Origin of the sequence: Aeromonas sp. FDAARGOS 1406 (genome assembly GCF_019048565.1) — a bacterium.
GTDB classification, from domain to species: domain Bacteria; phylum Pseudomonadota; class Gammaproteobacteria; order Enterobacterales; family Aeromonadaceae; genus Aeromonas; species Aeromonas caviae.
Window position 1 is genome coordinate 2,695,144 of the sequence record NZ_CP077378.1, and the last position, 21,771, is coordinate 2,716,914.

At 59.8% G+C, this 21,771-nt stretch carries 20 protein-coding genes; 15 read left to right on the forward strand and 5 right to left on the reverse strand.

The features are described from left to right. Positions 1 to 61: 61 nt before the first annotated feature. From fhuB to I6L36_RS12680, 5 genes are read right to left on the reverse strand one after another with little or no spacing between them, the layout of a single operon-like run. Positions 62 to 2,044 (reverse strand): Fe(3+)-hydroxamate ABC transporter permease FhuB, encoded by a 1,983-nt coding sequence (fhuB, locus tag I6L36_RS12660; protein ID WP_053288930.1) that lies wholly within the window; start codon positions 2,042 to 2,044, stop codon positions 62 to 64. Next, positions 2,041 to 2,934, reverse strand: coding sequence for an ABC transporter substrate-binding protein (locus I6L36_RS12665; RefSeq protein WP_053288975.1), 894 nt, complete (start codon positions 2,932 to 2,934; stop codon positions 2,041 to 2,043). The genes fhuB and I6L36_RS12665 overlap by 4 nt, the downstream gene beginning before the upstream one ends. Positions 2,935 to 2,965: 31 nt before the next feature. Continuing rightward, positions 2,966 to 3,730 (reverse strand): ATP-binding cassette domain-containing protein, encoded by a 765-nt coding sequence (locus I6L36_RS12670; protein WP_010672275.1) that lies wholly within the window; start codon positions 3,728 to 3,730, stop codon positions 2,966 to 2,968. Between the two features lie 46 nt (positions 3,731 to 3,776). Continuing rightward, on the reverse strand, positions 3,777 to 5,423 hold the full coding sequence (locus tag I6L36_RS12675) for a multidrug ABC transporter permease/ATP-binding protein (RefSeq protein WP_053288929.1): 1,647 nt from the start codon (positions 5,421 to 5,423) through the stop codon (positions 3,777 to 3,779). 60 nt (positions 5,424 to 5,483) lie between these two features. Further along, positions 5,484 to 7,592 carry a TonB-dependent siderophore receptor gene (locus I6L36_RS12680; RefSeq protein ID WP_029313364.1) on the reverse strand — a complete coding sequence of 703 codons (2,109 nt, stop codon included), beginning with the start codon at positions 7,590 to 7,592 and terminating at the stop codon, positions 5,484 to 5,486. A 371-nt stretch (positions 7,593 to 7,963) separates the two neighbouring features. Here I6L36_RS12680 and mioC point away from each other — a divergent pair, with 371 nt between their 5' ends. From mioC to glmU, 15 genes are all read left to right on the forward strand, one after another. Beyond that, entirely contained in the window at positions 7,964 to 8,413 is a 450-nt protein-coding gene (gene mioC, locus I6L36_RS12685; RefSeq protein ID WP_039040628.1) for an FMN-binding protein MioC, read from the forward strand. Positions 8,414 to 8,921: 508 nt separating this feature from the next. Beyond that, positions 8,922 to 10,811 (forward strand): tRNA uridine-5-carboxymethylaminomethyl(34) synthesis enzyme MnmG, encoded by a 1,890-nt coding sequence (gene mnmG / locus I6L36_RS12690; protein ID WP_010672271.1) that lies wholly within the window; start codon positions 8,922 to 8,924, stop codon positions 10,809 to 10,811. Positions 10,812 to 10,831: 20 nt separating this feature from the next. Then, positions 10,832 to 11,458, forward strand: coding sequence for a 16S rRNA (guanine(527)-N(7))-methyltransferase RsmG (rsmG, locus tag I6L36_RS12695; RefSeq protein WP_053288974.1), 627 nt, complete (start codon positions 10,832 to 10,834; stop codon positions 11,456 to 11,458). 27 nt (positions 11,459 to 11,485) lie between these two features. Further along, positions 11,486 to 12,289 carry a ParA family protein gene (locus tag I6L36_RS12700; protein WP_029313362.1) on the forward strand — a complete coding sequence of 268 codons (804 nt, stop codon included), beginning with the start codon at positions 11,486 to 11,488 and terminating at the stop codon, positions 12,287 to 12,289. Then, positions 12,286 to 13,194 (forward strand): ParB/RepB/Spo0J family partition protein, encoded by a 909-nt coding sequence (locus I6L36_RS12705; protein WP_053288928.1) that lies wholly within the window; start codon positions 12,286 to 12,288, stop codon positions 13,192 to 13,194. Before I6L36_RS12700 ends, I6L36_RS12705 begins: the two co-directional genes overlap by 4 nt. A gap of 190 nt (positions 13,195 to 13,384) precedes the next feature. Then, complete coding sequence (locus I6L36_RS12710; protein ID WP_048209371.1) at positions 13,385 to 13,795, forward strand: ATP synthase subunit I; 411 nt, start codon at positions 13,385 to 13,387, stop codon at positions 13,793 to 13,795. Positions 13,796 to 13,803: 8 nt separating this feature from the next. Then, the gene (gene atpB / locus I6L36_RS12715; protein ID WP_010672266.1) at positions 13,804 to 14,586 is read left to right on the forward strand and encodes a F0F1 ATP synthase subunit A; all 783 of its coding nucleotides are present in this window, start codon (positions 13,804 to 13,806) and stop codon (positions 14,584 to 14,586) included. Positions 14,587 to 14,644: 58 nt separating this feature from the next. Then, on the forward strand, positions 14,645 to 14,884 hold the full coding sequence (atpE, locus tag I6L36_RS12720) for a F0F1 ATP synthase subunit C (RefSeq protein WP_010672265.1): 240 nt from the start codon (positions 14,645 to 14,647) through the stop codon (positions 14,882 to 14,884). Between the two features lie 51 nt (positions 14,885 to 14,935). After that, positions 14,936 to 15,406, forward strand: a complete 471-nt coding sequence (atpF, locus tag I6L36_RS12725) for a F0F1 ATP synthase subunit B (protein ID WP_010672264.1) — start codon at positions 14,936 to 14,938, stop codon at positions 15,404 to 15,406. A 13-nt stretch (positions 15,407 to 15,419) separates the two neighbouring features. After that, positions 15,420 to 15,953 carry a F0F1 ATP synthase subunit delta gene (gene atpH / locus I6L36_RS12730; RefSeq protein WP_010672263.1) on the forward strand — a complete coding sequence of 178 codons (534 nt, stop codon included), beginning with the start codon at positions 15,420 to 15,422 and terminating at the stop codon, positions 15,951 to 15,953. A gap of 15 nt (positions 15,954 to 15,968) precedes the next feature. Next, positions 15,969 to 17,510, forward strand: coding sequence for a F0F1 ATP synthase subunit alpha (gene atpA / locus I6L36_RS12735; protein WP_010672262.1), 1,542 nt, complete (start codon positions 15,969 to 15,971; stop codon positions 17,508 to 17,510). Between the two features lie 42 nt (positions 17,511 to 17,552). Continuing rightward, positions 17,553 to 18,419, forward strand: coding sequence for a F0F1 ATP synthase subunit gamma (gene atpG / locus I6L36_RS12740; protein WP_010672261.1), 867 nt, complete (start codon positions 17,553 to 17,555; stop codon positions 18,417 to 18,419). Between the two features lie 33 nt (positions 18,420 to 18,452). After that, entirely contained in the window at positions 18,453 to 19,841 is a 1,389-nt protein-coding gene (gene atpD / locus I6L36_RS12745) for a F0F1 ATP synthase subunit beta (RefSeq protein ID WP_010672260.1), read from the forward strand. A gap of 18 nt (positions 19,842 to 19,859) precedes the next feature. Next, positions 19,860 to 20,288 (forward strand): F0F1 ATP synthase subunit epsilon, encoded by a 429-nt coding sequence (locus I6L36_RS12750; protein ID WP_010672259.1) that lies wholly within the window; start codon positions 19,860 to 19,862, stop codon positions 20,286 to 20,288. A gap of 93 nt (positions 20,289 to 20,381) precedes the next feature. Then, positions 20,382 to 21,743: a bifunctional UDP-N-acetylglucosamine diphosphorylase/glucosamine-1-phosphate N-acetyltransferase GlmU gene (gene glmU, locus I6L36_RS12755; protein WP_053288927.1), complete on the forward strand. Its 1,362-nt coding sequence runs from the start codon at positions 20,382 to 20,384 to the stop codon at positions 21,741 to 21,743. Positions 21,744 to 21,771 lie beyond the last annotated feature (28 nt).

The window sequence follows — 21,771 nt, forward strand, 5'->3', positions numbered from 1 at the left end:
AGCAGGCAATGAAAAGCCCGGGTTCATCCCGGGCTTTTTTGTGCGCTTTTCATCCACCGACCTAGAGGCGGCGCAGGCACCACATGAAGTAAGCACCCCCTAACAGGGTGGAGACCAGACCGACGGGCACCTCCTGGGGAAAGAGGATCTGCTGGCCGATCCAGTCCGCCGACACCATCAGCAAAGCGCCACAGCCTGCGGCGCCGAGCAGGTGCCAGCGCGCCCTCACCAGCCCCATCAATCTGGCCAGGTGCGGCGCCAGCAGACCGGCAAAGGAGAGCGGGCCTATCACCATGGTGGCACTGGCGGTGAGCACGGCCACCAGCAGCAGGATGGTGAGCTGGGCACGGCCGAGATGGATCCCCAGAGCCGTCGCTACCGCCGGCCCCATGGGCATGAGATCGAGCCAGCGGCTCACCAGCAGGCAGGCTGCCAGCATCAGCAGCGCCAGTACCACCAGGGCAAGGGCCACCGGCTGGGTGACGTAATAGGTGGAGCCGGACATCCAGGAGAGCAGTTGCTGCACCCACAGGTCGCCGTTGGCCAGGGCGATGGCCTGCAACGGCTCGAACAGCGCCGTGATGGCGATGCCAGACAGCAGTATCCGCTCCGGCTGGAAGCCGTTGCGCCGGTTGATAAGCACCAGCAGCAACAGGCAGGCGAAGGCGCCCACCAGCCCCCCCAGCAGCATCATGGGCAGCGGCAAGGCGGGCAGCAACAGGGCCGCCGCAATCACCCCCATGAAGGTGCCACCGCTCACCCCCAGCAGTTCGGGGCTCGCCATAGGGTTGTTGCTGACTCGCTGCAACAGGGTGCCTGCCAGCGCCAGCAACACGCCTGCGGCACCCGCTGCCAGCGTGCGCGGCAAGCGCCACTCCAGCTGGACCTGCCACCGCAGCCAGCTCGGCCAGCCCCAGCCGCCCATTCCCTGCCCAAACAACAGGGAGGCGATCACCGCCGCAGCCAGCCCCAACACCATCAGGCCGACAAGGCGAGTTGGCGCCGGATGGCGGGCCAACTGCAGGGAGGAGTTCGCCTTAGGCGCACTCTGCTTGATACCAAGACGCGGGATCAGCCAGAGCAGCAGCGGCGCCCCCAACAGGGCCGTCATGGCGCCGGTCGGGATCAGCACAGGCCAGAACCGGCTCAGGGTCTGCAGCAGCAGATCGGTGGCCGCCAGCAACAGGGCGCCGAGGATGGGCGCCCACAGCAGCCGCTGGGCCAGTTTTCTGACCCCCAGCAGCCGCACCATGGCGGGCGCCGCCAGCCCGATAAAACCGATCAGCCCCACCACGCTCACCACGCAGGCGGTGATGAAGACCGCGAGGCCGAGGCCGGCGAATCTCAGGTGCTTGAGAGAGACCCCCAGGCTGCGAGCGCTGGCATCGTCCAGCTCCAGCACTGCCAGCGGGCGCACCAGCACCGCCGCCAGCATCGCGGCCAACAGCAACCGTGGCAGCAGATAGCCGACGCCGCTCCAGCTGTTCTGGGCCAGAGATCCGCTCCCCCACACCAGCAACCCTTTGAGCTCCTCCTGGAAGAACAGCAGCAATCCCATGCTGATGGCGGCCAGATAGAGGTTTATCACCAGCCCTGCAAAAACGATGACCACGGGATTGAGCTGACGGCGCCAAGCCAGGGCGAAGACCAGCCCCATGGCCAGGCTTCCCCCGGCCATGGCGATCCACTCCCGCCCGATCAGCAGCCAGGAGGGGGCGAGCAGGGTCACCATCATCAGCGCCAGCTGGGCGCCAGAGGCCACCCCCAGGGTGGTGGGCGAGGCCAGGGGATTGCGCAGCACCTGCTGCATCAGGGTACCGGTGAGCCCGAGGGCGGCACCGGCCAGCAGGCAGATGGCAAGGCGCGGCAGCCAGCTGAAATGGACTACCGCCTGGCGGGCATCGTCCAGCTCGGGGGAGAACAGGGCCTGCCACCAGAGCGCCCCCGGCAGTTGACGCGACAGCTCGGCGCAAGCCAGCCCCAGTGTCAGCACCAACAGGCAGAGACCCGGGCGCAGCAGGGGCGAAGAAAGAGAAGAGCTCATTGATTTGATCCCCCGGTTGCTCTGTGGACAGCCTGCTCCCGCAAGGCACCGTCCAGCAGGGTGGCGAAGCGGCGGGCCGCCAATATGCCACCAAAACTCCATGTCGCAGGCAGATGGATCACTGGATTGTTCTGTACCAGCGGGAGATGCTGCCACAATCCAGGCTCCTGAAGTTTTTCACCAACTCCTACGGGCACGGGGTCCACCACCACCAGCCTGGCATCCGGCATCCCGAGAAACTGCTCCAGGCTCGCGACCGAGAATCCCCATGCATTGGTCTCTCCCTGCCAGGCGTTGCGAAGACCGAGGCGCTGCATCACAGCCTCGAACAGGCTGCCATGGCCAAACACCCGCACATGGCGCTCATCGATGAATTGCACCACCAGCAAGGGGGGCATATCGGCGGGCTGCGCCGCCTGCATCTGTGCCAGATCCTGCTCCAGCGCGGCGAGCTGGCGTTCGGCCTCCGCGGTCTTGCCCACCAGGGCGGCGATGGTCAGGGTCGCTTCCCGCAGTCGCTGCCACAGATCGGTGCCCGGTTCATACAGAGCGATGGAGTGCACCGGCGCGATGCGGGAGAGGGTCGGCGCCAGGGGGGCCGCCAGCGGCGAGATGAGAATAAGATCCGGTTTGAGCTCCGCCAGCAGTTCCCGGTTGGGTTGGGCACGCAGCCCGATATCGATCACCCCGGCAGGAAGCTGGGGTTCACCGACCCAGGCGCGATAGGGGGCCACATCCCCCACCGCCATCGGTGTCACTCCGAGCGCCAGCAGGGTTTCGGCTATGGTCCAGTCCACGGTGGCGATGCGGGGCGTGGCGCTGGTGACGGTGACAAGCTGCCCGGCCTCCCCTGCCAGGGGCAGCAGCAGACTGAGCAAACAGGGCGCCATCTTCAATAAACGGTTCAAGAGCGGCCCCCGGTCAGACGATGGCGATGGCGTGGTCATGGGCCGGATGGCGAATGACCTCCATGGGGATGCCATAGATGGCGTTCAGGGTCTCCCCTGTCATGATCTGTTCGGGCTCGCCGTGGGTCAGCAGACGGCCGGAGTGCAGCGCCACCAGCCGATCGCAGAAACGGGAGGCCATGTTGATGTCGTGAATGACGATGATGACCCCGAGGTTGAGCTGGCGGCTGAGCTGCTTGACGAGCGTGAGCACCTCCACCTGATGGGCCACGTCCAGGGCGGCCAGCGGCTCGTCCAGCAGGATGAAACGGCTCTCCTGAGCCAGCAGCATGGCGAGCCAGACTCGCCCCCGCTCACCGCCGGAGAGGGTATCCACCAGCCGATCGGCAAAGCGTTCGGTGTGGGTCAGGGCGATGGCACGCTCCACCTGACGGTGATCTTCCGCTCCCATCCGGCCCAGCAGTCCGCGCCAGGGGTAGCGCCCCATCTCCACCAGCTCGCGGCCGAGCAGGTTTTCGGCACTCGGCAGGTGCTGGGGCAGATAGGCCACCTGACGGGCAAACTCCCGGTTGCCCCAGGCAGACAACGGCTGGTCATCGAACAGGATCTCCCCGCCGCTGTGGGGTTGCTGGCGCGCCAGCAGCTTGATCAGGGTCGATTTTCCCGACCCGTTGTGGCCGATGAGGCCATAGACCCGACCTTGCTCGAAGCGAAGGCTGGTGGGGTGCAGCAGCGTGCGGTCATTGACCGCGAAGCTGGCGGATTTCATCTCGAACATAAGCAATTCCTGTGCTGGCTTGCTGCCAGTCTCATCGGTGCCAGCATCAGGTCGGCACCTTGCCATCCAGATGGGCGACCGCATCCCGGCTCACCTGCTCGCGCTGCTCGCCGGTCAGTTCGGTGAGGCGGCCCTGGCGCATCTCCAGCAGGCGATCGGCCAGAGAGAAGTAGTGATCGTCGTGGCTGATGGCGATCACCGTCTTGCCCATCTCCTTGAGACGCGGCAACAGCACCTGATAGAAGATGCGGCGGAACTGGGGATCCTGATCCGCGGCCCACTCGTCGAACAGCATGATCTCGCGCTGCTCTGCCAGGGCCAGCAGCAGGGCGACCCGCTTGCGCTGGCCCTGGGAGAGGTCGATATCGGCGATGAAGCCATCCTCGATGGCAAGCTTGCTGCCCATCTGCAACCGCTCAAGCCACTCGGCGACCAGCGCCTCTTTCGGCTCGGGCCCCAGCAAATGCTGGAACAGGTGGTAGTCGGTGAAGATGGCGGAGAAGAGCCCCAGATAGCCGTTGCGATCGGTGACCGGCTCCCCATCCAGCAGGATCCGGCCAGAGACCGGTTGATAGAGCCCGGTCAGCAGCATGGCCACGGTCGACTTGCCGGAGCCATTGCCACCGATGAGGAATATCTGCTCCCCCCGCTCGATCACCAGATTGATGGGGCCCACGGAGAAACCGCCCTCCCCCTGGTAGTGAAAGCTCACCTGATCCAGCTCGATGCGCTGCCAGGGGCGAGGCGCAGGCGGCAACGGGAACGCCTCGTCCGGCTCTGCCAGATTGAGGGCAGCTATCTTGTCGAACGCCACCTGGGCGGCGATCAGGGTCGGCAGGGCTCCGATGCCTTGCAGCAAGGGAGTGCGCAGGAACAACAGGGTCAGGGCGAAGGTGGCGGCCACATTGGTGTTGGCCCAGCCCAACCCGTTGGCCAGGAAGAAGACCAGGCCGATGGCACCCAGCATCATGATGTTCGACCAGTTCACCGCGCTCAGGTGGTAGGTATCGGCGCGGATGATCTGCTCCCGGTAGTCCCGGGCATTCTGCTCATAGAGCTGGTGGTAGACGAAGTGGGCACGCTCGCGGTTGAGCGCCAGCTCCTTGCACCCGGCGATGATGGACTGGTAGTTCTGGTAGAGCCTGTCTTCGGCCTGGCGCATGTGCGCCAGGTGGCGATAGACCCGGTTCACCAGCAGCCAGCCCACCACCATGGTCACGGTGACCCAGAGGGCGGTAACACCGAGCAAGGCGGGAGAGAGCAGGCCAAGGTAGATGATGGAGCCCAGGGTGAGCACCAGACCCTGTACCAGTTCCGGCAGGCGCACGAAGGCGATGGTGATCTGACCGATGTCGCTGGAAAGGGAGGCCAGGAGCGGCCCCTGCCCTATTTGACGCAGACGGGCGACGTCGGTATCCAGCAGTTGCTTGAGCAGGCGGCCACGCAACCGGTAGACGAAATGGTGACCCAGGGTGGTCAGGGCCAGTTGGGATCCGAGCGTGATCACCAGCAGCAGCAAGACCAGGCCGACAAGCTGACCCAGGATCGGCAGCGGATCCCCGACTGATTCGATAAGTGATTGATTGATGAAGGCAATGACGCCTATCCCGCTGACAGCACTCAGCAGGCTGAGCAGGGTAATGGCGATGAAGGGCCAACGGTATTGGCGATAAACCAGTGACAAGAGTTCCATGACAGGCCTGTAGATGAATGGAAGGAGGGCGGGAGCCTTCGCCCCCGCCCGGCCTGTCGCTTACCAGCGGTAGTTGACGGTGCCGACTATGCTGCGCGGCTCGCCGTAGTAGCAGTAGTAGTCGCAGCTCGCCACATAGGTGTCGTTCAGCAGGTTGTTGACGTTGATCTGGGCACGCCAGTTCTTGGCAAAGTCATACCCGATCATCGCATCCCATACGGTGTGTGCCGGTACCTGGGCGGAACCATAGATGGGGGTGTAGTCCGCATTCACCGCGCCGATGCCGACGCTGGAACCCACATAGCGCACGCCGGAACCCAGCTCAAGACCGGATACCGGGCCCTGCTGCACCTTGTAGTTGCCCCAGAAGGAGGCCTGGTGGCGCGGGATCAGGCTCGCACGACGATCGCCGTTGCCGGTGTCGTTGGTCTTGGCATCGGTATAGGTATATGCAGCGGTCAGGCGCAACGCCTCGGTGGCCTGCACGCTCCCTTCCAGCTCGACCCCCTGAGAGGTCACTTCACCGGCCTGGGTCTGCTGGCCGGAGCCGGTAGAGACCAGGGAGTTGGTCTGCTCCAGATCGAACAGCGCCAGGTTGATGTAGCCATCGAGGAAGCTGGGTGCGTACTTGACCCCGGTCTCGTAGAGCTTGCCTTCCAGCGGCTTGTAGGAGTTGCCGGTGTTGGGGTCTATCCCCGGCAGCACTTCGAAGGATTCCGCATAGGCGAAGTAAGGGGAGAGACCGTTGTCGGCCAGGTACATCAGGCTGCCGGAGAGAGAGAGGTTGTCGTCGTACTGTTTCTCGTTCTTGCTCTTGGCTTCGCTGATGTTGTGGGTTTCCACGTAATCGAAACGACCGCCCGCGGTCAGCAGCCAGCGATCATCCCAGCGGATCTGGTGCTGGGCATAGAGGCCGCTCTGACCCTTGGTGCTCTTCTGGTGGGTCGCGGTGGATTCATCAAAACCGGGGAAACCGCTGTAATCCGGGTTCATGGTGTTGATGGCGCCCATGCCATAGTTGTCGGCTTCCTGACCTTCATTTACATGGCGCTGCAGATCCACCCCCAGCAGCAGGGTCTGCTCCGTGCTGTCGGTGTTCCAGTAACCCACCATCTGGTTGTCCATGGTGGCGCTCTTGGTATCCCCATCCCGGTAGACCAGGCCGCGGTAGGCGGTGGTGCCTTCATAGGTCGGAAAGATATAGGTCTGGCGCAGCAGCAGATCGTTGTAATTGAAGCGAACGTTCTGCTTGAACTCCCAGGTCTGGTTGAGCTGGTGGGCCAGCTCGTACCCGGCGGAGATCTGGGTATTGCGATTGCGATCGTAATCCGGCTGGCTCAGGTTGGTGGAGGGATCGATCTGGCCGCCGGAGGTATTCAGGGTGCCATAGACCGGGAAGAAGCCGTTGGTCGGCACCCCTTCATCGTGCTTGAAGCTGGAGAGCAGCGTCAGCGTGGTGCGATCCGAAATATCCAGGGTCACGCTCGGCGCCAGATAGGCGCGCTCGTTGTAGGTGCCGTCCAGCACGCCGTCCCGCTCGTTGTAGAGGGCCACCAGACGATACCGGCTGTTGTCGGTAAGGGTGTCGGAGACATCCACCCCGACCTGGCGCAGATCCCGGTTGCCCAGTTGCAGGTTCACCAGTCCCTGCGGGGTCGCGGTCGGACGCTTGCTGATGGCGTTGATGACGCCTCCGGGAGGGGCTTCGCCATACAGAATGGAGGCCGGGCCTTTGAGCACTTCCACGCTCTCAAGGCCGAAGGGCTCCGGGGTCCAGACATAGTAACCGGTGCTGAACAGGCGGTTGCCATCCAGGTAAGAAGCCGCATCGAAGCCGCGCACCTTGAACCAGTCAGCATCCGTGTCCGAACCATAGGACTGGGACAGGACGCCGGAGCGATAGCGCAGGGACTCGTCTAGCTTGAGTACGGCGTGCTGGTCCAGCTCTTCGCGATTGACCACGGAAACGGCACGGGGGGTCTCTGCCATGGGGACCTCGACCTTCATGGCGGTCCCGGTCACGACCATGGTTTCGCCCGCCTTGGGCAACTCTTTATCCGCCTGTTCCGCCGCCAACACGGGCAGGGACGCCAGCAGACAGGAGAGCGGCAGCAGCTGTGCGCCTCTCTTTCGCATCACGGCATTCGGGGTATTTTTTTGCGCAATCATATAAGTGTCTCAAATATCAATAAGTTATGTTTGATTTCTTATTATGGGTGCCCAATTGGACCGGTCAGCCCGGCGCCTCAGGCGAATAAAGCAGCGCCATGCTACTACAGGTGCTGTGATCGAATCGATTCAATAATTGCTAATCATTTGCATCTGCATTGTTAATTGATGTTTTGAAGTGTCGTTTGACAACGAAAGGTGCGATGAGGTCGCAACAGGCGGAAAGAAGGCGCCACGACGGCCACGAGACCGGTTTTGGCTGCAAAAAAGTGGACAGGATCCTTATCCCCAAGCTTTATCCATATTTATCCACATGCTTTGGCGGTAAGATCCCCCCTCTTCACTTTTTCGATGACATCAGGATCCATTCCATGGCCAAACTCAACCTCGTCGTCGGCTCCATGCTGGGGGCCTCCGAATATGTCGCAGATCATGTGGTCGGCCTGCTTGAACAGGCGGGCCACCAGGCGGAGATCCACAACCCCGCCAGCCTGGCCAGGATCCTGACCGAGCCAGAAGCCATCGTGCTGGTGGTCACTTCCACCCATGGTGCGGGGGATGTACCCGACAATCTGCAGCCCTTTGCCCGGGATCTTGCCGAGCAGCAGCCGGATCTCGCCGCCTTCAAGTACGGAGTGATCGCCCTGGGGGATCGCAGTTATGACACCTTCTGCCAGGGCGGCAAGACGCTGGATCGGCTGCTGGCCGGGTGCGGTGCCAGCCGACTGGGGGATCTCCTGGAAATAGACGTGACCCAGCACGAGATCCCCGAAGATGCCGCAGAAACCTGGATCCACGACTGGATGACCTTGATCGGCTGATCAGGGACAGGGAGATCCGGTCACGACCCCCGATCTCCCTGGTTATCCCCAGATCCCTATCCACCAGGTTATTAACAGGGGGATCCGGATAAGTTTTTCCCGAGAGCTCCCCACATGAGCTCGGATAATTGTGTATAACTTAGGTGCTAAGCTCTGCAAAACCTATAGTTATTCATGTATTAGATCTTGACGACCATGTGTCTGTGTATAAAAACCCATGTTATCCCCCCGTTCGCCCCCTCTGGATCCAAGCTTTTCCACAAGCAGCGATCGACCTTAACCGAATGATCTTTATGATCAAAAATGCCTTATCAACAGAAGTCTCGGATCCTAATAAAAGATCCAATAAAAGATCGATCTAAAGATCCTTAAGATCTATTTAACCGATCCCTGATCCATACTGATCCTGAAGTAGACGTTCCCCTCCGGATGCTAAACAGATAGAATGATCCGCCCTTCAGACCAGGCAAACAAAGATCTTCAGGCGTGCAGATCAAGGTGATCCCCAATGCAATACCATGAACAATTTGATGTGATCGTCGTCGGTGGCGGTCATGCAGGAACCGAAGCAGCAACAGCGGCAGCCCGAATGGGTCTCAATACCCTGTTGCTCACCCACAACATAGATACGCTGGGGCATATGTCCTGCAATCCGGCGATCGGCGGGATCGGCAAGGGACACCTGGTCAAGGAAGTCGACGCCCTTGGCGGGATCATGGCGCAGGCCATCGATCTCGGCGGGATCCAGTTCCGCACGCTCAACTCTTCCAAGGGCCCTGCGGTGCGGGCTACTCGTGCCCAGGCTGATCGCCTGCTGTACAAGGCTGTGGTGCGTCAGACCCTGGAGAACTACCCGAACCTGAAGATCTTCCAGCAGGCCTGTGACGATCTGGTCATGGACGGGGATCGCGTCGCCGGGGTCGTTACCCAGAGCGGGATCCGCATCAGCGGCAAGACGGTCGTACTGACCGTTGGCACTTTCCTCAATGGTCTGATCCACATCGGCATGGAGAACTACAAAGGGGGCCGCGCCGGGGATCCTCCCTCAATTGCCCTCGCCCAGCGCCTGCGTGAAATGCCGCTGCGCATCGATCGCCTCAAAACGGGCACGCCACCACGCATCGATGCACGCACCGTCGATTTTTCTGTGATGCAGCAGCAACATGGTGACGATCCTCGCCCGGTCTTCTCCTTCATTGGCAACGCCAGCCAGCATCCGCGCCAGATGCCTTGCTACGTGACCCATACCAATGAGCAAACCCACGAGGTGATCCGCAACAACCTGGATCGCAGCCCCATGTACGCCGGGGTGATCGAGGGGATAGGTCCGCGCTACTGTCCGTCGATCGAGGACAAGATCACCCGCTTTGCCGACAAGACGGCGCACCAGATCTTTGTGGAACCGGAAGGCCTGACCACCCACGAGCTCTACCCGAACGGGATCTCCACCAGCCTGCCGTTCGACGTGCAGGTGCAGATCGTCCGCTCGATCCGTGGCTTCGAGAATGCCCATATCACTCGCCCTGGCTACGCCATCGAGTACGATTTCTTCGATCCGCGGGATCTCAAGGCCAACATGGAGAGCAAGTGCATCGAGAACCTCTTCTTCGCCGGCCAGATCAACGGCACCACCGGCTATGAAGAGGCCGCTGCCCAGGGTCTGATGGCCGGTCTGAACGCGGGCTTGCGCGCCCAGGGCAAGGAAGCCTGGCACCCACGCCGGGATCAAGCCTACATGGGCGTGATGATGGACGATCTCTCCACACTGGGGACCCGCGAACCCTATCGCATGTTCACCAGCCGTGCCGAATATCGCCTGCTGCTGCGGGAAGACAACGCGGATCTGCGCCTGACCGCCATCGGCCGCGAGCTGGGTCTGGTGGACGATCATCGCTGGAGCCTGTTCAATGCCAAGGTGGAACAGGTGGAGCAGGAACGTCAGCGCATGCGCTCGACCTGGATCCATCCACAGCATCCGTCTCTGGAGGCCGTCAACGCCCTGGTCAACACTCCCCTGACCCGGGAGCAGAGCCTGGAAGAGCTGTTGCGTCGCCCCGAGGTGACCTACGATGCCCTGATGGCCATCGAGGGTGTGGGGCCTGCATTGACCGATGCGGCTGCCGCGGATCAGGTGGAGATCCAGATCAAGTACGCCGGTTATATCGAGCGTCAGCACGACGAGGTGGAGAAACAGCTGCGCAACGAAAACACCCTGCTGCCGTTGGATATGAACTACCGCGACGTGAACGGTCTCTCCAACGAGGTGATCGCCAAGCTCAACGATGCCAAGCCAGAGACCATTGGTCAGGCGTCCCGCATCTCCGGCATCACCCCTGCCGCCATCTCCATCTTGCTGGTGCACTTGAAGAAACACGGCCTGCTGCGTAAAACCGCCTGAGGAATTCCCCGTTGGACAACATGCTGCAAAGATTGAACGGCCTGCTCATGCAGGCCGGAATTGTTATCACCGAAACCCAGAAGACCCAGTTGGTGCAGTTGGTCGAGTTGCTGCACAAGTGGAACAAGGCTTACAATCTCACCTCGGTGCGAGATCCGGACGCCATGCTGGTCAAGCATATCCTCGACAGCCTGGTGGTGAGTCCTCACCTGCACGGTGAACGCTTCATCGATGTGGGAACGGGTCCGGGTCTGCCCGGACTGCCGCTGGCCATCATCAATCCGGACAAACAGTTCGTGCTGCTCGACAGCCTGGGCAAGCGGATCAACTTCATCCGCCAGGTGATCCTGGAGCTGGGGTTGACCAATGTGACCCCCGTCAAATCCCGGGTGGAGGAGTATCAACCCGAGACCGGATTTGATGGTGTACTGAGCCGGGCTTTCGCCTCCCTGGAGGACATGCTGAGCTGGTGTCATCATCTGCCGTCACCCGAGGGCAGCTTCTTGGCGCTCAAGGGACAATACCCCGAGCAGGAACTGGCACAGTTGCCTGCCAGCATTCGCCTGGTTGCCACCCACAAGCTGGTGGTGCCGGAACTGGAAGGCGAACGCCATCTGCTGGAGTTTAAAGCCATCCAGCCCGAATAGGGCCGCCGCATTCATTTAGGGGACAGTGTGGGAAAAGTCATTGCCATAGCCAACCAGAAGGGTGGAGTGGGTAAAACCACCACCTGTGTGAATCTGGCCGCCTCCATGGCCGCTACCCGGCGCAAGGTGCTGGTGATCGATCTGGATCCGCAGGGCAATGCCACCATGGGCAGTGGCGTCGACAAGTACGATGTCGAACGCACCGCCTATGAACTGCTGATCGAAGATGCCCCTATCGGCGAGGTGATCATCCCCGAAACCTCGGGAGGCTATCACCTGATCGCCGCCAATGCCGACGTGACCGCGGCAGAAATCCGCCTGATGGAGTTTTTTGCCCGCGAGATCCGCCTGCGCAACGCCCTGGCCTCGGTCAGGGACAAGTACGACTACGTCTTCATCGACTGCCCGCCTTCTCTCAACATGCTGACGGTGAACGCCATGGCCGCCGCCGACTCCGTGCTGGTGCCCATGCAGTGCGAATACTATGCGCTGGAAGGGCTGACCGCCCTGGTGGACACCATCAGCAAGCTGGCAGCCGTGGTCAATCCGGAGCTGAAGATTGAAGGGGTGCTGCGCACCATGTTCGATCATCGCAACCGGCTGGCCAATGATGTGTCCGATCAGCTGAAACAGCATTTCGGGGACAAGGTCTATCGCACCATCATTCCCCGCAACGTAAGACTGGCGGAGGCGCCGAGCTTTGGCGCGCCAGCCATGCACTATGACAAATCATCGGTGGGGGCCAAGGCCTATCTGGCCCTGGCTGGCGAGATCCTGCGCCGCCAGGAACAGGAGTCCCAGCCGCTCACCGCAGATCGAGAGAGCATATGACGCCGAAGAAACGTGGGCTGGGCAAGGGGCTGGACGCCCTGCTCAGCACCAGCACGGCCGCCCGCCAGAAACAGGTGATGAGCGACCAGCGCACCGAACAGGCCATGGCCCCGACCAATCAGGGGGAATTGCGCAAGCTGCCGGTGGAGTGGTTGCAGTCCGGCAAATACCAGCCGCGCAAGGATATGTCCCAGGATGCGCTGGAGGAGCTGGCCAACTCCATCCGTGCACAAGGGGTGATCCAGCCCATCGTGGTTCGCTCCATCGGTGAAAACCATTTCGAAATCATTGCTGGTGAACGCCGCTGGCGTGCCTCCCAGCTGGCCCGTCTCGAAGTGGTGCCCTGCCTGGTCAAGGATGTCGCCGACGAGGCGGCCGTCGCCATCGCACTTATCGAGAACATCCAGCGTGAAGATCTCAACGCCATCGAGGAGGCCGTCGCCCTCCAGCGCCTGCTGACGGAGTTCGAACTGACTCACCAGCAGGTTGCCGAGGCGGTAGGCAAGTCCCGCACCACGGTCACGAACCTGCTGCGTCTCAACCAGCTCAACGAGGACGTGAAGCGCTTCGTGGAGCACGGCGACCTCGACATGGGGCATGCCCGTGCCCTGCTGGCCCTGAGCGGCCAGGCCCAGTCAGAGCTGGCCAAACTGGTGGCCCAGAAGGGGCTGACAGTGCGAGATACCGAGAAGCTGGTGCAAAAAGCACTGGAACCGGCAAAAACCAGGGTTGAACCCGTCCGCGATCCGCAGTTTGGTTATCTCGAGCGCCAGATTTCTGAAAAAATTGGCAATCAGGTGCAACTTCAGCCGGGCAAGAAAGATAGCGGCAAGTTAGTAATAAGTTACGATAACTTGGCAGATTTGGACCGGGTATTGGGCTATTTTGGCCTGTCAGAATCGTGATTTTTACGCTTTTTGTAGTAATAAAACATCCATTACTTTCGATATGAACATAACCTTAATTTCGCGCGGAAAGCCGCAAAAATTAAGGATTTTTGCCATGTTGCAATAGCCGTCTTCACGGGTATAATTTGACCGGCTTTTCGAGCTGTGAACCTGGGGTCTTCGGATCCCGATTTTTTACAGTTCTGTAATGTTCAGGGGTAGGTTGGTGAAGCAGAAAATAGCCTTGGAAGGTTTGACGCTGGCCTTGGCTATGCTCGTTTGTCAGCTGGTCCTGATCCTGGCGATCGCCACCGTCTGGTTTTATCAGGCGGGAAAGTTCGCCGGACAATCCTCTCTCTACGGAGGGGGGATGTACTGGGTTCCTCAAGCCCTGTTCACGCTCTGGGTTCTACGCCGCAAGGTGACGAAAGAGAGCGTAGGCCTGGTTTTGCGGGACTTTTATGGTGGGGCAGGGATTAAGCTCATTACTACAACAGGACTTTTCGCCCTGCTGTTTGGCGCCGGGATTGAGGTCGACACCGCCTCGTTCTTCGCCACTTATATCCTCGCCCTCGTTGTACAGTGGATAGTTTCATTCACGCTTAACAACCACTATTAGGAAAACTCATGTCTGCAACCGGAGAAGTCCTGACTCCTCAGGGATATATCTCCCACCACCTGACCCACCTGCAGGTAGGGTCCGGGTTCTGGACGGTGAATATCGATTCCATGATATTTTCCGTCGTGCTAGGCGCCCTGTTTATCTGGTTGTTCCGCAAGGTTGCCGTCAAGGCCACCAGCGGTGTGCCCGGTAAGCTGCAGTGCTTTGTGGAGATGCTGGTCGAGTTTGTGAATGGTAACGTCAAGGACATCTTTCATGGTCGCAACAAGGTCATCGCACCTTTGGCCCTGACGGTGTTCGTGTGGATCTTCCTGATGAACTTCATGGACCTGATCCCCGTTGACTTTATCCCTCACGCTGCACAGTTGATGGGTGTTCCCTATCTGCGTGTGGTTCCCTCTGCTGACGTTAACATCACCATGTCCATGGCTTTGGGCGTGTTCTTCTTGATCCTGTACTACAGCATCAAGGTCAAGGGTATCAGCGGGTTCGTGAAGGAGCTGACGCTTCAGCCTTTCAATCACCCTGCTGCCATCCCGGTTAACTTCATCCTTGAAACCGTCACGTTGATTTCCAAGCCTGTTTCATTGGGTCTGCGACTGTTCGGCAACATGTATGCTGGCGAACTGATCTTCATCCTGATTGCGGGTTTGTTACCCTGGTGGTCACAGTGGATCCTGTCCGTGCCTTGGGCAATCTTCCACATCCTGATCATCACTTTGCAGGCGTTTATCTTCATGGTTCTGACCATCGTCTATCTGTCGATGGCGCAGGAAGACCATGGTTGATGCAACTCAAATAATCCTTTTTATACAATCAATTACATCTAAATAAATGGAGATCCTCATGGAAAACTTGAACATGGACCTGCTGTACATCGCTGCTGCAATGATGATGGGTCTGGCGGCTATCGGCGCCTCCATCGGTATCGGTATCCTGGGTGGCAAGTTCCTGGAAGGTGCAGCCCGTCAACCTGACCTGATCCCTGTTCTGCGTACCCAGTTCTTCATCGTGATGGGTCTGGTGGATGCGATCCCGATGATCGCCGTTGGTCTGGGTCTGTATGTGATGTTTGCGGTTGCCTAAGTCATTACGACTCACGCAGAACCCATTAACTAACTAAAGAGGACATCGGCTGTGAATATCAACGCCACCCTCCTCGGCCAAGCAGTTGCTTTTTTCATCTTCGTAGTGTTTTGCATGAAGTACGTATGGCCGCCGCTGATGGCTGCCATCGAAGCCCGTCAGAAAGAAATCGCTGACGGCCTCTCTTCTGCAGAGCGTGCCAAGAAAGATCTGGAGCTGGCCAAGGCCAACGCCACCGATCAGCTGAAAGAAGCCAAGCTTCAGGCTGCTGAAATCATCGATCAGGCCAACAAACGCAAGGCCCAGATCATTGATGAGGCCGCTGTCGGAGCCCAAGCTGAGCGGGAGAAAATCCTGGCTCAGGGCCGTGCAGAGATCGAAGCTGAACGTCATCGTGCCAAAGAAGAACTGCGCAAGCAGGTTGCTGCTCTTGCCATCGCGGGTGCAGAGAAGATCCTGGCACGCCAAATCGACCAGGCTGCCAACAGCGACATCGTCGACAAACTGGTAGCAGAACTGTAACGGGAACGGGGCTATGTCTGAACTGACTACAATCGCTCGCCCCTACGCCAAGGCTGCTTTCGAGTTTGCCGTTGAGCACAAGGCGGTTGACCAATGGCTGGAGATGCTCGATTTCGCCGCTCAGGTGGCAGAAAACGAGACCATGCACAGCCTGGTAAACGGCTCCGTTGCTGCCGAAGAACTGGCAAAGCTGTTTGTCGGTGTCTGCGGTGAGCAGCTCAACGAGCACGGTCAGAACCTGATCCGGGTGATGGCCGAGAATGGTCGCTTGGGTGTGCTGCCGGCGGTCGTTGCCGAATTCGTCGCGCTCAAGGCTGAACTGGACAAAGAAGTTCAGGCTGACGTGATTTCGGCGATCGAACTGACCGACCAGCAGAAAGCCAATATTCAGGCTTCTCTGGAACAACGTCTCGCGCGCAAAGTGAAGCTGAATTGCAGCACAGATGCGTCCTTGATGGCCGGGGTGCTCATCAAGGCCGGTGATCTCGTTATCGACGGCACGGTCCGCGGTAAGCTGGATCGCATGGCCGATGCGCTGCAATCTTGATTGGGGTATTAGAGCATGCAACTGAATTCCACTGAAATCGCCGAGCTGATCAAGCAGCGCATTGCGCAGTTTGATGTCAAAAGCGAAGCGCGTAACGAAGGTACCATCGTTTCTGTAAGCGACGGTATCATTCGTATCCACGGTCTGGCCGATGCCATGCAGGGTGAGATGATCGAGCTGCCGGGCAACCGCTTCGCTCTGGCATTGAACCTGGAGCGTGACTCCGTTGGTGCCGTAGTAATGGGTCCCTATGCCGATCTGGCCGAAGGGATGAAGGTAAAGGGTACCGGCCGCATTCTGGAAGTGCCGGTCGGTCGTGGTCTGTTGGGCCGGGTGGTCAACACCCTGGGTCAGCCGATCGACGGTAAGGGTCCGGTAGACAACGACGGCTTCTCGCCGATCGAAGTGATCGCCCCGGGCGTTATCGAGCGTAAGTCTGTTGACCAGCCAGTCCAGACCGGTCTGAAAGCCATCGATGCCATGATCCCTATCGGTCGTGGCCAGCGTGAGCTGATCATCGGTGACCGCCAGGTTGGTAAGACCGCCATCGCCATCGACACCATCATCAACCAGAAAGATTCCGGCATTAAGTGCGTCTACGTTGCGATCGGCCAGAAGGCCTCCACCATCGCCAACGTGGTGCGCAAGCTGGAAGAGCACGGCGCCCTGGCCAACACCATCGTGGTCGTGGCTTCTGCCTCCGAAGCGGCTGCTCTGCAGTATCTGGCTCCCTACGCCGGTTGCTCCATGGGCGAGTACTTCCGTGACCGCGGCGAAGACGCACTGATCATCTATGATGACCTGTCCAAGCAGGCCGTTGCCTATCGCCAGATCTCCCTGCTGCTGCGCCGTCCGCCTGGACGTGAAGCTTACCCGGGTGACGTCTTCTATCTGCACTCCCGTCTGCTGGAGCGTGCTGCTCGCGTCAACGCCGAGTACGTAGAGAAGTTCACCAATGGTGCCGTGAAAGGCCAGACCGGTTCCCTGACCGCCCTGCCGATCATCGAAACCCAGGCCGGTGACGTCTCCGCGTTCGTTCCGACCAACGTGATCTCCATCACCGATGGCCAGATCTTCCTGACCTCCCAGCTGTTCAACTCCGGTATTCGTCCGGCGGTTGACCCGGGTATCTCCGTATCCCGTGTGGGCGGTGCTGCTCAGACCAAGATCGTCAAGAAGCTGTCCGGTGGTATCCGTACCGCGCTGGCCCAGTACCGCGAACTGGCGGCATTTGCCCAGTTCTCTTCCGACCTGGACGATGCTACTCGCAAGCAGCTGGATCACGGTCAGAAAGTCACCGAGCTGATGAAGCAGAAGCAGTACTCTCCGATGAGCGTGGCCCAGCAATCCCTGGTGCTGTTCGCCGCCGAGAAGGGTTATCTCGCCGATGTCGAACTGAGCAAGATCGTCGACTTCGAAGCCGCTCTGCTCTCTTACGCCAATACCCAGCATGCCGAGCTGATGGCTGAAATCAATGCCAAGGCCGACTACAACGACGCGATCGTTGGCAAGCTGACTGCGTTGCTGGATGACTTCAAGGCAACCCAGACCTGGTAAGCGTGTGTGGCAGCGCAAGCTGCCACCTGATGGAGAGAAGAGATGGCCGGCGCAAAAGAGATACGTAACAAGATCGGGAGTGTGAAGAACACTCAGAAGATCACCAGCGCTATGGAAATGGTGGCAGCGAGCAAGATGCGCCGTGCGCAGGAACGCATGTCTGCCAGCCGTCCGTACGCTGAAACCATGCGCAAGGTGATCGGCCATATCGCTCAGGGGAACTTGGAATACAAGCACCCCTACCTCATCGAACGTGAGGTGAAGCGAGTGGGTTACATCGTCGTCTCCACCGACCGTGGCCTGTGTGGTGGTCTGAACATCAACCTGTTCAAGGCTGCCCTCAATGATATGAAGCAATGGAGCGCGAAAGGTGCCAAGGTTGACCTGGCATTGATCGGTAACAAGGCCTCCAACTTCTTTGAACGGCACGGCGCCAAGGTGAAAGCCCACGTCTCCGGACTGGGTGACAACCCGAGCGTCAATGACCTGATCGGTTCAGTGAAGGTCATGCTGAAGGCTTACGACAACGGTGAGATTGACAGGCTGTATCTGGTGTACAACAAGTTCGTCAACACCATGGTTCAGCAACCAAAAGTCGATCAACTGCTGCCTTTGCCCGTAACAGAAGACAGCAAGCTCGCCAAGAAGCACCACTGGGACTACCTCTATGAGCCGGATCCCAAGCAACTGCTGGATACCCTGCTGATTCGCTACGTCGAATCCCAGGTCTACCAGGGTGTGGTAGAAAACTTGGCAAGTGAACAGGCAGCCCGAATGGTTGCCATGCAAGCCGCGACTGACAACGCCGGCAACCTGATTAACGATCTGCAACTGGTATACAACAAGGCCCGTCAGGCCAGTATTACCCAGGAGCTCACAGAGATCGTTTCCGGTGCTGCTGCGGTGTAAGGCAAGGGTTATCAAAGGTTTAGAGGATTTGACATGAGTAACGGTTTCATCGTCCAAATCATCGGCGCTGTGGTGGACATCGAGTTCCCGCAGAATGCCGTGCCCCAGGTGTACGATGCACTGAAGGTTGTCAGCGAAGGCCAAGGCCAGGGTCTGGTACTGGAAGTTCAGCAACAGATCGGCGGCGGCGTCGTGCGTTGCATCACCATGGGTTCCTCCGACGGTCTGCGTCGTGGGTTGGAAGTAGTTAACAGCGGCAAGGCCATCCAGGTACCGGTCGGTACCTCGACCCTGGGCCGTATCATGAACGTACTGGGCGACCCCATCGACGAGAAGGGTCCGATCGGCGAAGAAGAGCGTTGGTCCATCCACCGCGAAGCCCCCAGCTACGAAGATCAGTCCAACAGCACCGAGCTGCTGGAGACCGGCATCAAGGTTATCGACCTGGTATGTCCGTTCGCCAAGGGTGGTAAGGTTGGTCTGTTCGGCGGCGCCGGTGTAGGCAAGACCGTCAACATGATGGAGCTGATCCGTAACATCGCGATCGAGCACAGCGGTTACTCCGTGTTCGCCGGTGTAGGTGAGCGTACCCGTGAGGGTAACGACTTCTACCACGAGATGATGGAGTCCAACGTACTGGACAAAGTATCTCTGGTTTACGGTCAGATGAACGAGCCGCCCGGAAACCGTCTGCGCGTGGCGCTGACCGGCCTGACCATGGCCGAGAAGTTCCGTGACGAAGGTCGTGACGTGCTGTTCTTCGTGGACAACATCTACCGTTACACCCTGGCCGGTACCGAAGTATCCGCACTGCTGGGCCGTATGCCCTCCGCAGTAGGTTACCAGCCGACCCTGGCCGAGGAGATGGGTGTTCTGCAAGAGCGCATCACCTCCACCAAGACCGGTTCCATCACCTCCGTCCAGGCCGTTTACGTGCCTGCGGATGACTTGACCGACCCGTCTCCGGCGACCACCTTCGCCCACCTGGATGCGACCGTCGTACTGTCCCGTCAGATCGCGGCTCTGGGTATCTACCCGGCCGTTGACCCGCTGGACTCCACCTCCCGTCAGCTGGATCCGCTGGTGGTTGGCAAGGAGCACTACGAGACCGCTCGTGGCGTTCAGACCGTACTGCAGCGCTACAAGGAGCTGAAGGACATCATCGCCATCCTGGGTATGGATGAACTGTCAGAAGAAGACAAACTGACCGTAGCCCGTGCCCGTAAGATCGAGCGTTTCCTGTCCCAGCCGTTCTTCGTGGCAGAAGTGTTTACCGGTTCTCCGGGCAAATACGTGCCGCTGAAGGAAACCATCCGTGGCTTCCAGGGCATCCTGAAGGGCGAGTATGACGATCTGCCGGAGCAGGCGTTCTACATGGTTGGCGGCATCGACGAAGTCGTCGAGAAGTCCAAGAAACTGTAAGCCTCGATAGGAGGGCCCATGGCTGAGATGATCTCCTTTCACCTGGATGTGGTGAGCGCCGAAGGAAAACTGTTTTCCGGTCGCGTGCAATCCGCCCAGGTATCAGGCTCCGAAGGTGAGCTGGGTCTCCGCCACGGTCATGCTCCGTTGCTGACTGCCATCAAGCCGGGCCTGGTCCGCTTGATCAAGCAAAATGGTAGCGAAGAGGTGCTGTACATCTCCGGCGGCATGCTGGAAGTACAACCCGAAGCCGTGACCGTGCTGGCCGATACCGCCATTCGCGCAGACGATCTGGATGAGGCGAAAGCCCAGGAAGCCAAGCGTCGTGCCGAAGAGCGGATCAACAGCTCCCATGGTGATATCGACTATGCTCAGGCGTCTGCCGAGCTGGCCAAAGCGATGGCCCAGCTGCGGGTTATCGATATCGTCAAAAAGAATTACCGCTAATCACGGTGATGCAAAAAGCGACCTTCGGGTCGCTTTTTTTTTGCCCGTTGGATAGACTCCGCCCAGTATTTCCACCTGTTTCAAAGGCTAGCTATGTCTCTCAATGTCGTGATCCTGGCTGCGGGTAAAGGTACTCGTATGCGTTCTGTTCTCCCCAAGGTGCTGCACCCCGTGGCCAACAAGCCCATGGTCTCCCATGTGATCGATACCGCTCGCCAGATTGGTGCCGAACAGTTGCACCTGGTCTATGGCCACGGTGCCGAGCTGCTCAAGGAGCGGATCGTCGCGGAAGATGTGAACTGGGTACTGCAGGCCCAGCAGCTGGGAACCGGCCACGCGGTGGCCCAGGCCATCCCGTTCTGGAACGACGAAGACGACGTGCTGGTGCTCTACGGCGATACCCCGCTGATCCAGCCGGAGACCCTGCAACGGCTGCTGGCCGCCAAGGCAAGCGATGGCATGGCCCTGCTAACCGTGGTGCTGGACAACCCGACCGGCTATGGCCGCATCGTGCGCGACAATGGCCAGGTGGTCGGCATCGTCGAGCAGAAGGATGCCAACGCCGAGCAGCTCGCCATCCGCGAGGTGAACACTGGCGTGCTGGTGGCCAACGGCGGCCAGCTGCGCAGCTGGCTGTCGCGTCTGGACAACAAGAATGCCCAGGGCGAGTTCTATCTGACCGACGTCATTGCCATGGCCCACGGTGACAACTGCCCCATCGCTGCAGTCCATCCGGACAGCGCCATGGAAGTGGAAGGAGCTAACAACCGGGTGCAGTTGGCTGCGCTTGAGCGCAGCTACCAGCAGATGCAGGCCGAGAAGCTGATGATCGCCGGCGCCACCCTGATCGACCCGGCCCGCTTCGATCTGCGCGGCACCCTGGAAATCGGGGAGGAGGTGGTGATCGACGTCAACGTCATCATCGAAGGCAAGGTGGTGCTGGGCAATCACGTGCGCATCGGTGCCGGCAGCGTATTGAAGGATTGCGTGATCGGCGACCACACCGAGGTGAAACCCTACTCCGTCATCGAAGGTGCGCAAATTGCTGACCAGTGCTCGGTCGGGCCCTTTACCCGCCTGCGCCCGGGTGCCGTGCTGGAGCAGGATGCCCATGTCGGCAACTTCGTCGAGATGAAGAAGGCCCGGCTGGGTGTGGGCTCGAAGTGCGGTCATCTGACCTATCTGGGGGATGCGGACGTCGGCGCCAAGGTGAACATCGGTGCCGGCACCATCACCTGCAATTACGACGGGGTGAACAAGTTCCAGACCATCATCGAGGACGATGTCTTCGTCGGCTCCGATACCCAGCTGGTGGCGCCGGTGCGGATCGGCAAGGGGGCGACCCTGGGGGCGGGTTCCACCATCACCAAGGATGTGGCGGAAAACGAGCTGGTGATCACCCGGGTGCCCCAGCGCCACATTCCGAACTGGGCTCGCCCGGTCAAGAAGAAGTGATGCCCGATCAATGAAATGCAAACCGGCG

Excerpts from the sequence above, each read along its gene's own strand:
- I6L36_RS12710 (WP_048209371.1), top strand. The coding sequence starts at position 13,385 with ATGTTCAGGGGTAGGTTGGTGAAGCAGAAAATAGCCTTGGAAGGTTTG.
- atpD (WP_010672260.1), top strand. The coding sequence starts at position 18,453 with ATGAGTAACGGTTTCATCGTCCAAATCATCGGCGCTGTGGTGGACATC.
- atpE (WP_010672265.1), top strand. The coding sequence starts at position 14,645 with ATGGAAAACTTGAACATGGACCTGCTGTACATCGCTGCTGCAATGATG.
- I6L36_RS12750 (WP_010672259.1), top strand. The coding sequence starts at position 19,860 with ATGGCTGAGATGATCTCCTTTCACCTGGATGTGGTGAGCGCCGAAGGA.
- atpB (WP_010672266.1), top strand. The coding sequence starts at position 13,804 with ATGTCTGCAACCGGAGAAGTCCTGACTCCTCAGGGATATATCTCCCAC.
- I6L36_RS12665 (WP_053288975.1), bottom strand. The coding sequence starts at position 2,934 with ATGGCGCCCTGTTTGCTCAGTCTGCTGCTGCCCCTGGCAGGGGAGGCC.
- mnmG (WP_010672271.1), top strand. The coding sequence starts at position 8,922 with ATGCAATACCATGAACAATTTGATGTGATCGTCGTCGGTGGCGGTCAT.
- atpH (WP_010672263.1), top strand. The coding sequence starts at position 15,420 with ATGTCTGAACTGACTACAATCGCTCGCCCCTACGCCAAGGCTGCTTTC.
- I6L36_RS12705 (WP_053288928.1), top strand. The coding sequence starts at position 12,286 with ATGACGCCGAAGAAACGTGGGCTGGGCAAGGGGCTGGACGCCCTGCTC.
- atpG (WP_010672261.1), top strand. The coding sequence starts at position 17,553 with ATGGCCGGCGCAAAAGAGATACGTAACAAGATCGGGAGTGTGAAGAAC.
- rsmG (WP_053288974.1), top strand. The coding sequence starts at position 10,832 with ATGCTGCAAAGATTGAACGGCCTGCTCATGCAGGCCGGAATTGTTATC.
- mioC (WP_039040628.1), top strand. The coding sequence starts at position 7,964 with ATGGCCAAACTCAACCTCGTCGTCGGCTCCATGCTGGGGGCCTCCGAA.
- atpA (WP_010672262.1), top strand. The coding sequence starts at position 15,969 with ATGCAACTGAATTCCACTGAAATCGCCGAGCTGATCAAGCAGCGCATT.
- I6L36_RS12680 (WP_029313364.1), bottom strand. The coding sequence starts at position 7,592 with ATGATTGCGCAAAAAAATACCCCGAATGCCGTGATGCGAAAGAGAGGC.
- I6L36_RS12675 (WP_053288929.1), bottom strand. The coding sequence starts at position 5,423 with ATGGAACTCTTGTCACTGGTTTATCGCCAATACCGTTGGCCCTTCATC.
- glmU (WP_053288927.1), top strand. The coding sequence starts at position 20,382 with ATGTCTCTCAATGTCGTGATCCTGGCTGCGGGTAAAGGTACTCGTATG.
- fhuB (WP_053288930.1), bottom strand. The coding sequence starts at position 2,044 with ATGAGCTCTTCTCTTTCTTCGCCCCTGCTGCGCCCGGGTCTCTGCCTG.
- I6L36_RS12670 (WP_010672275.1), bottom strand. The coding sequence starts at position 3,730 with ATGTTCGAGATGAAATCCGCCAGCTTCGCGGTCAATGACCGCACGCTG.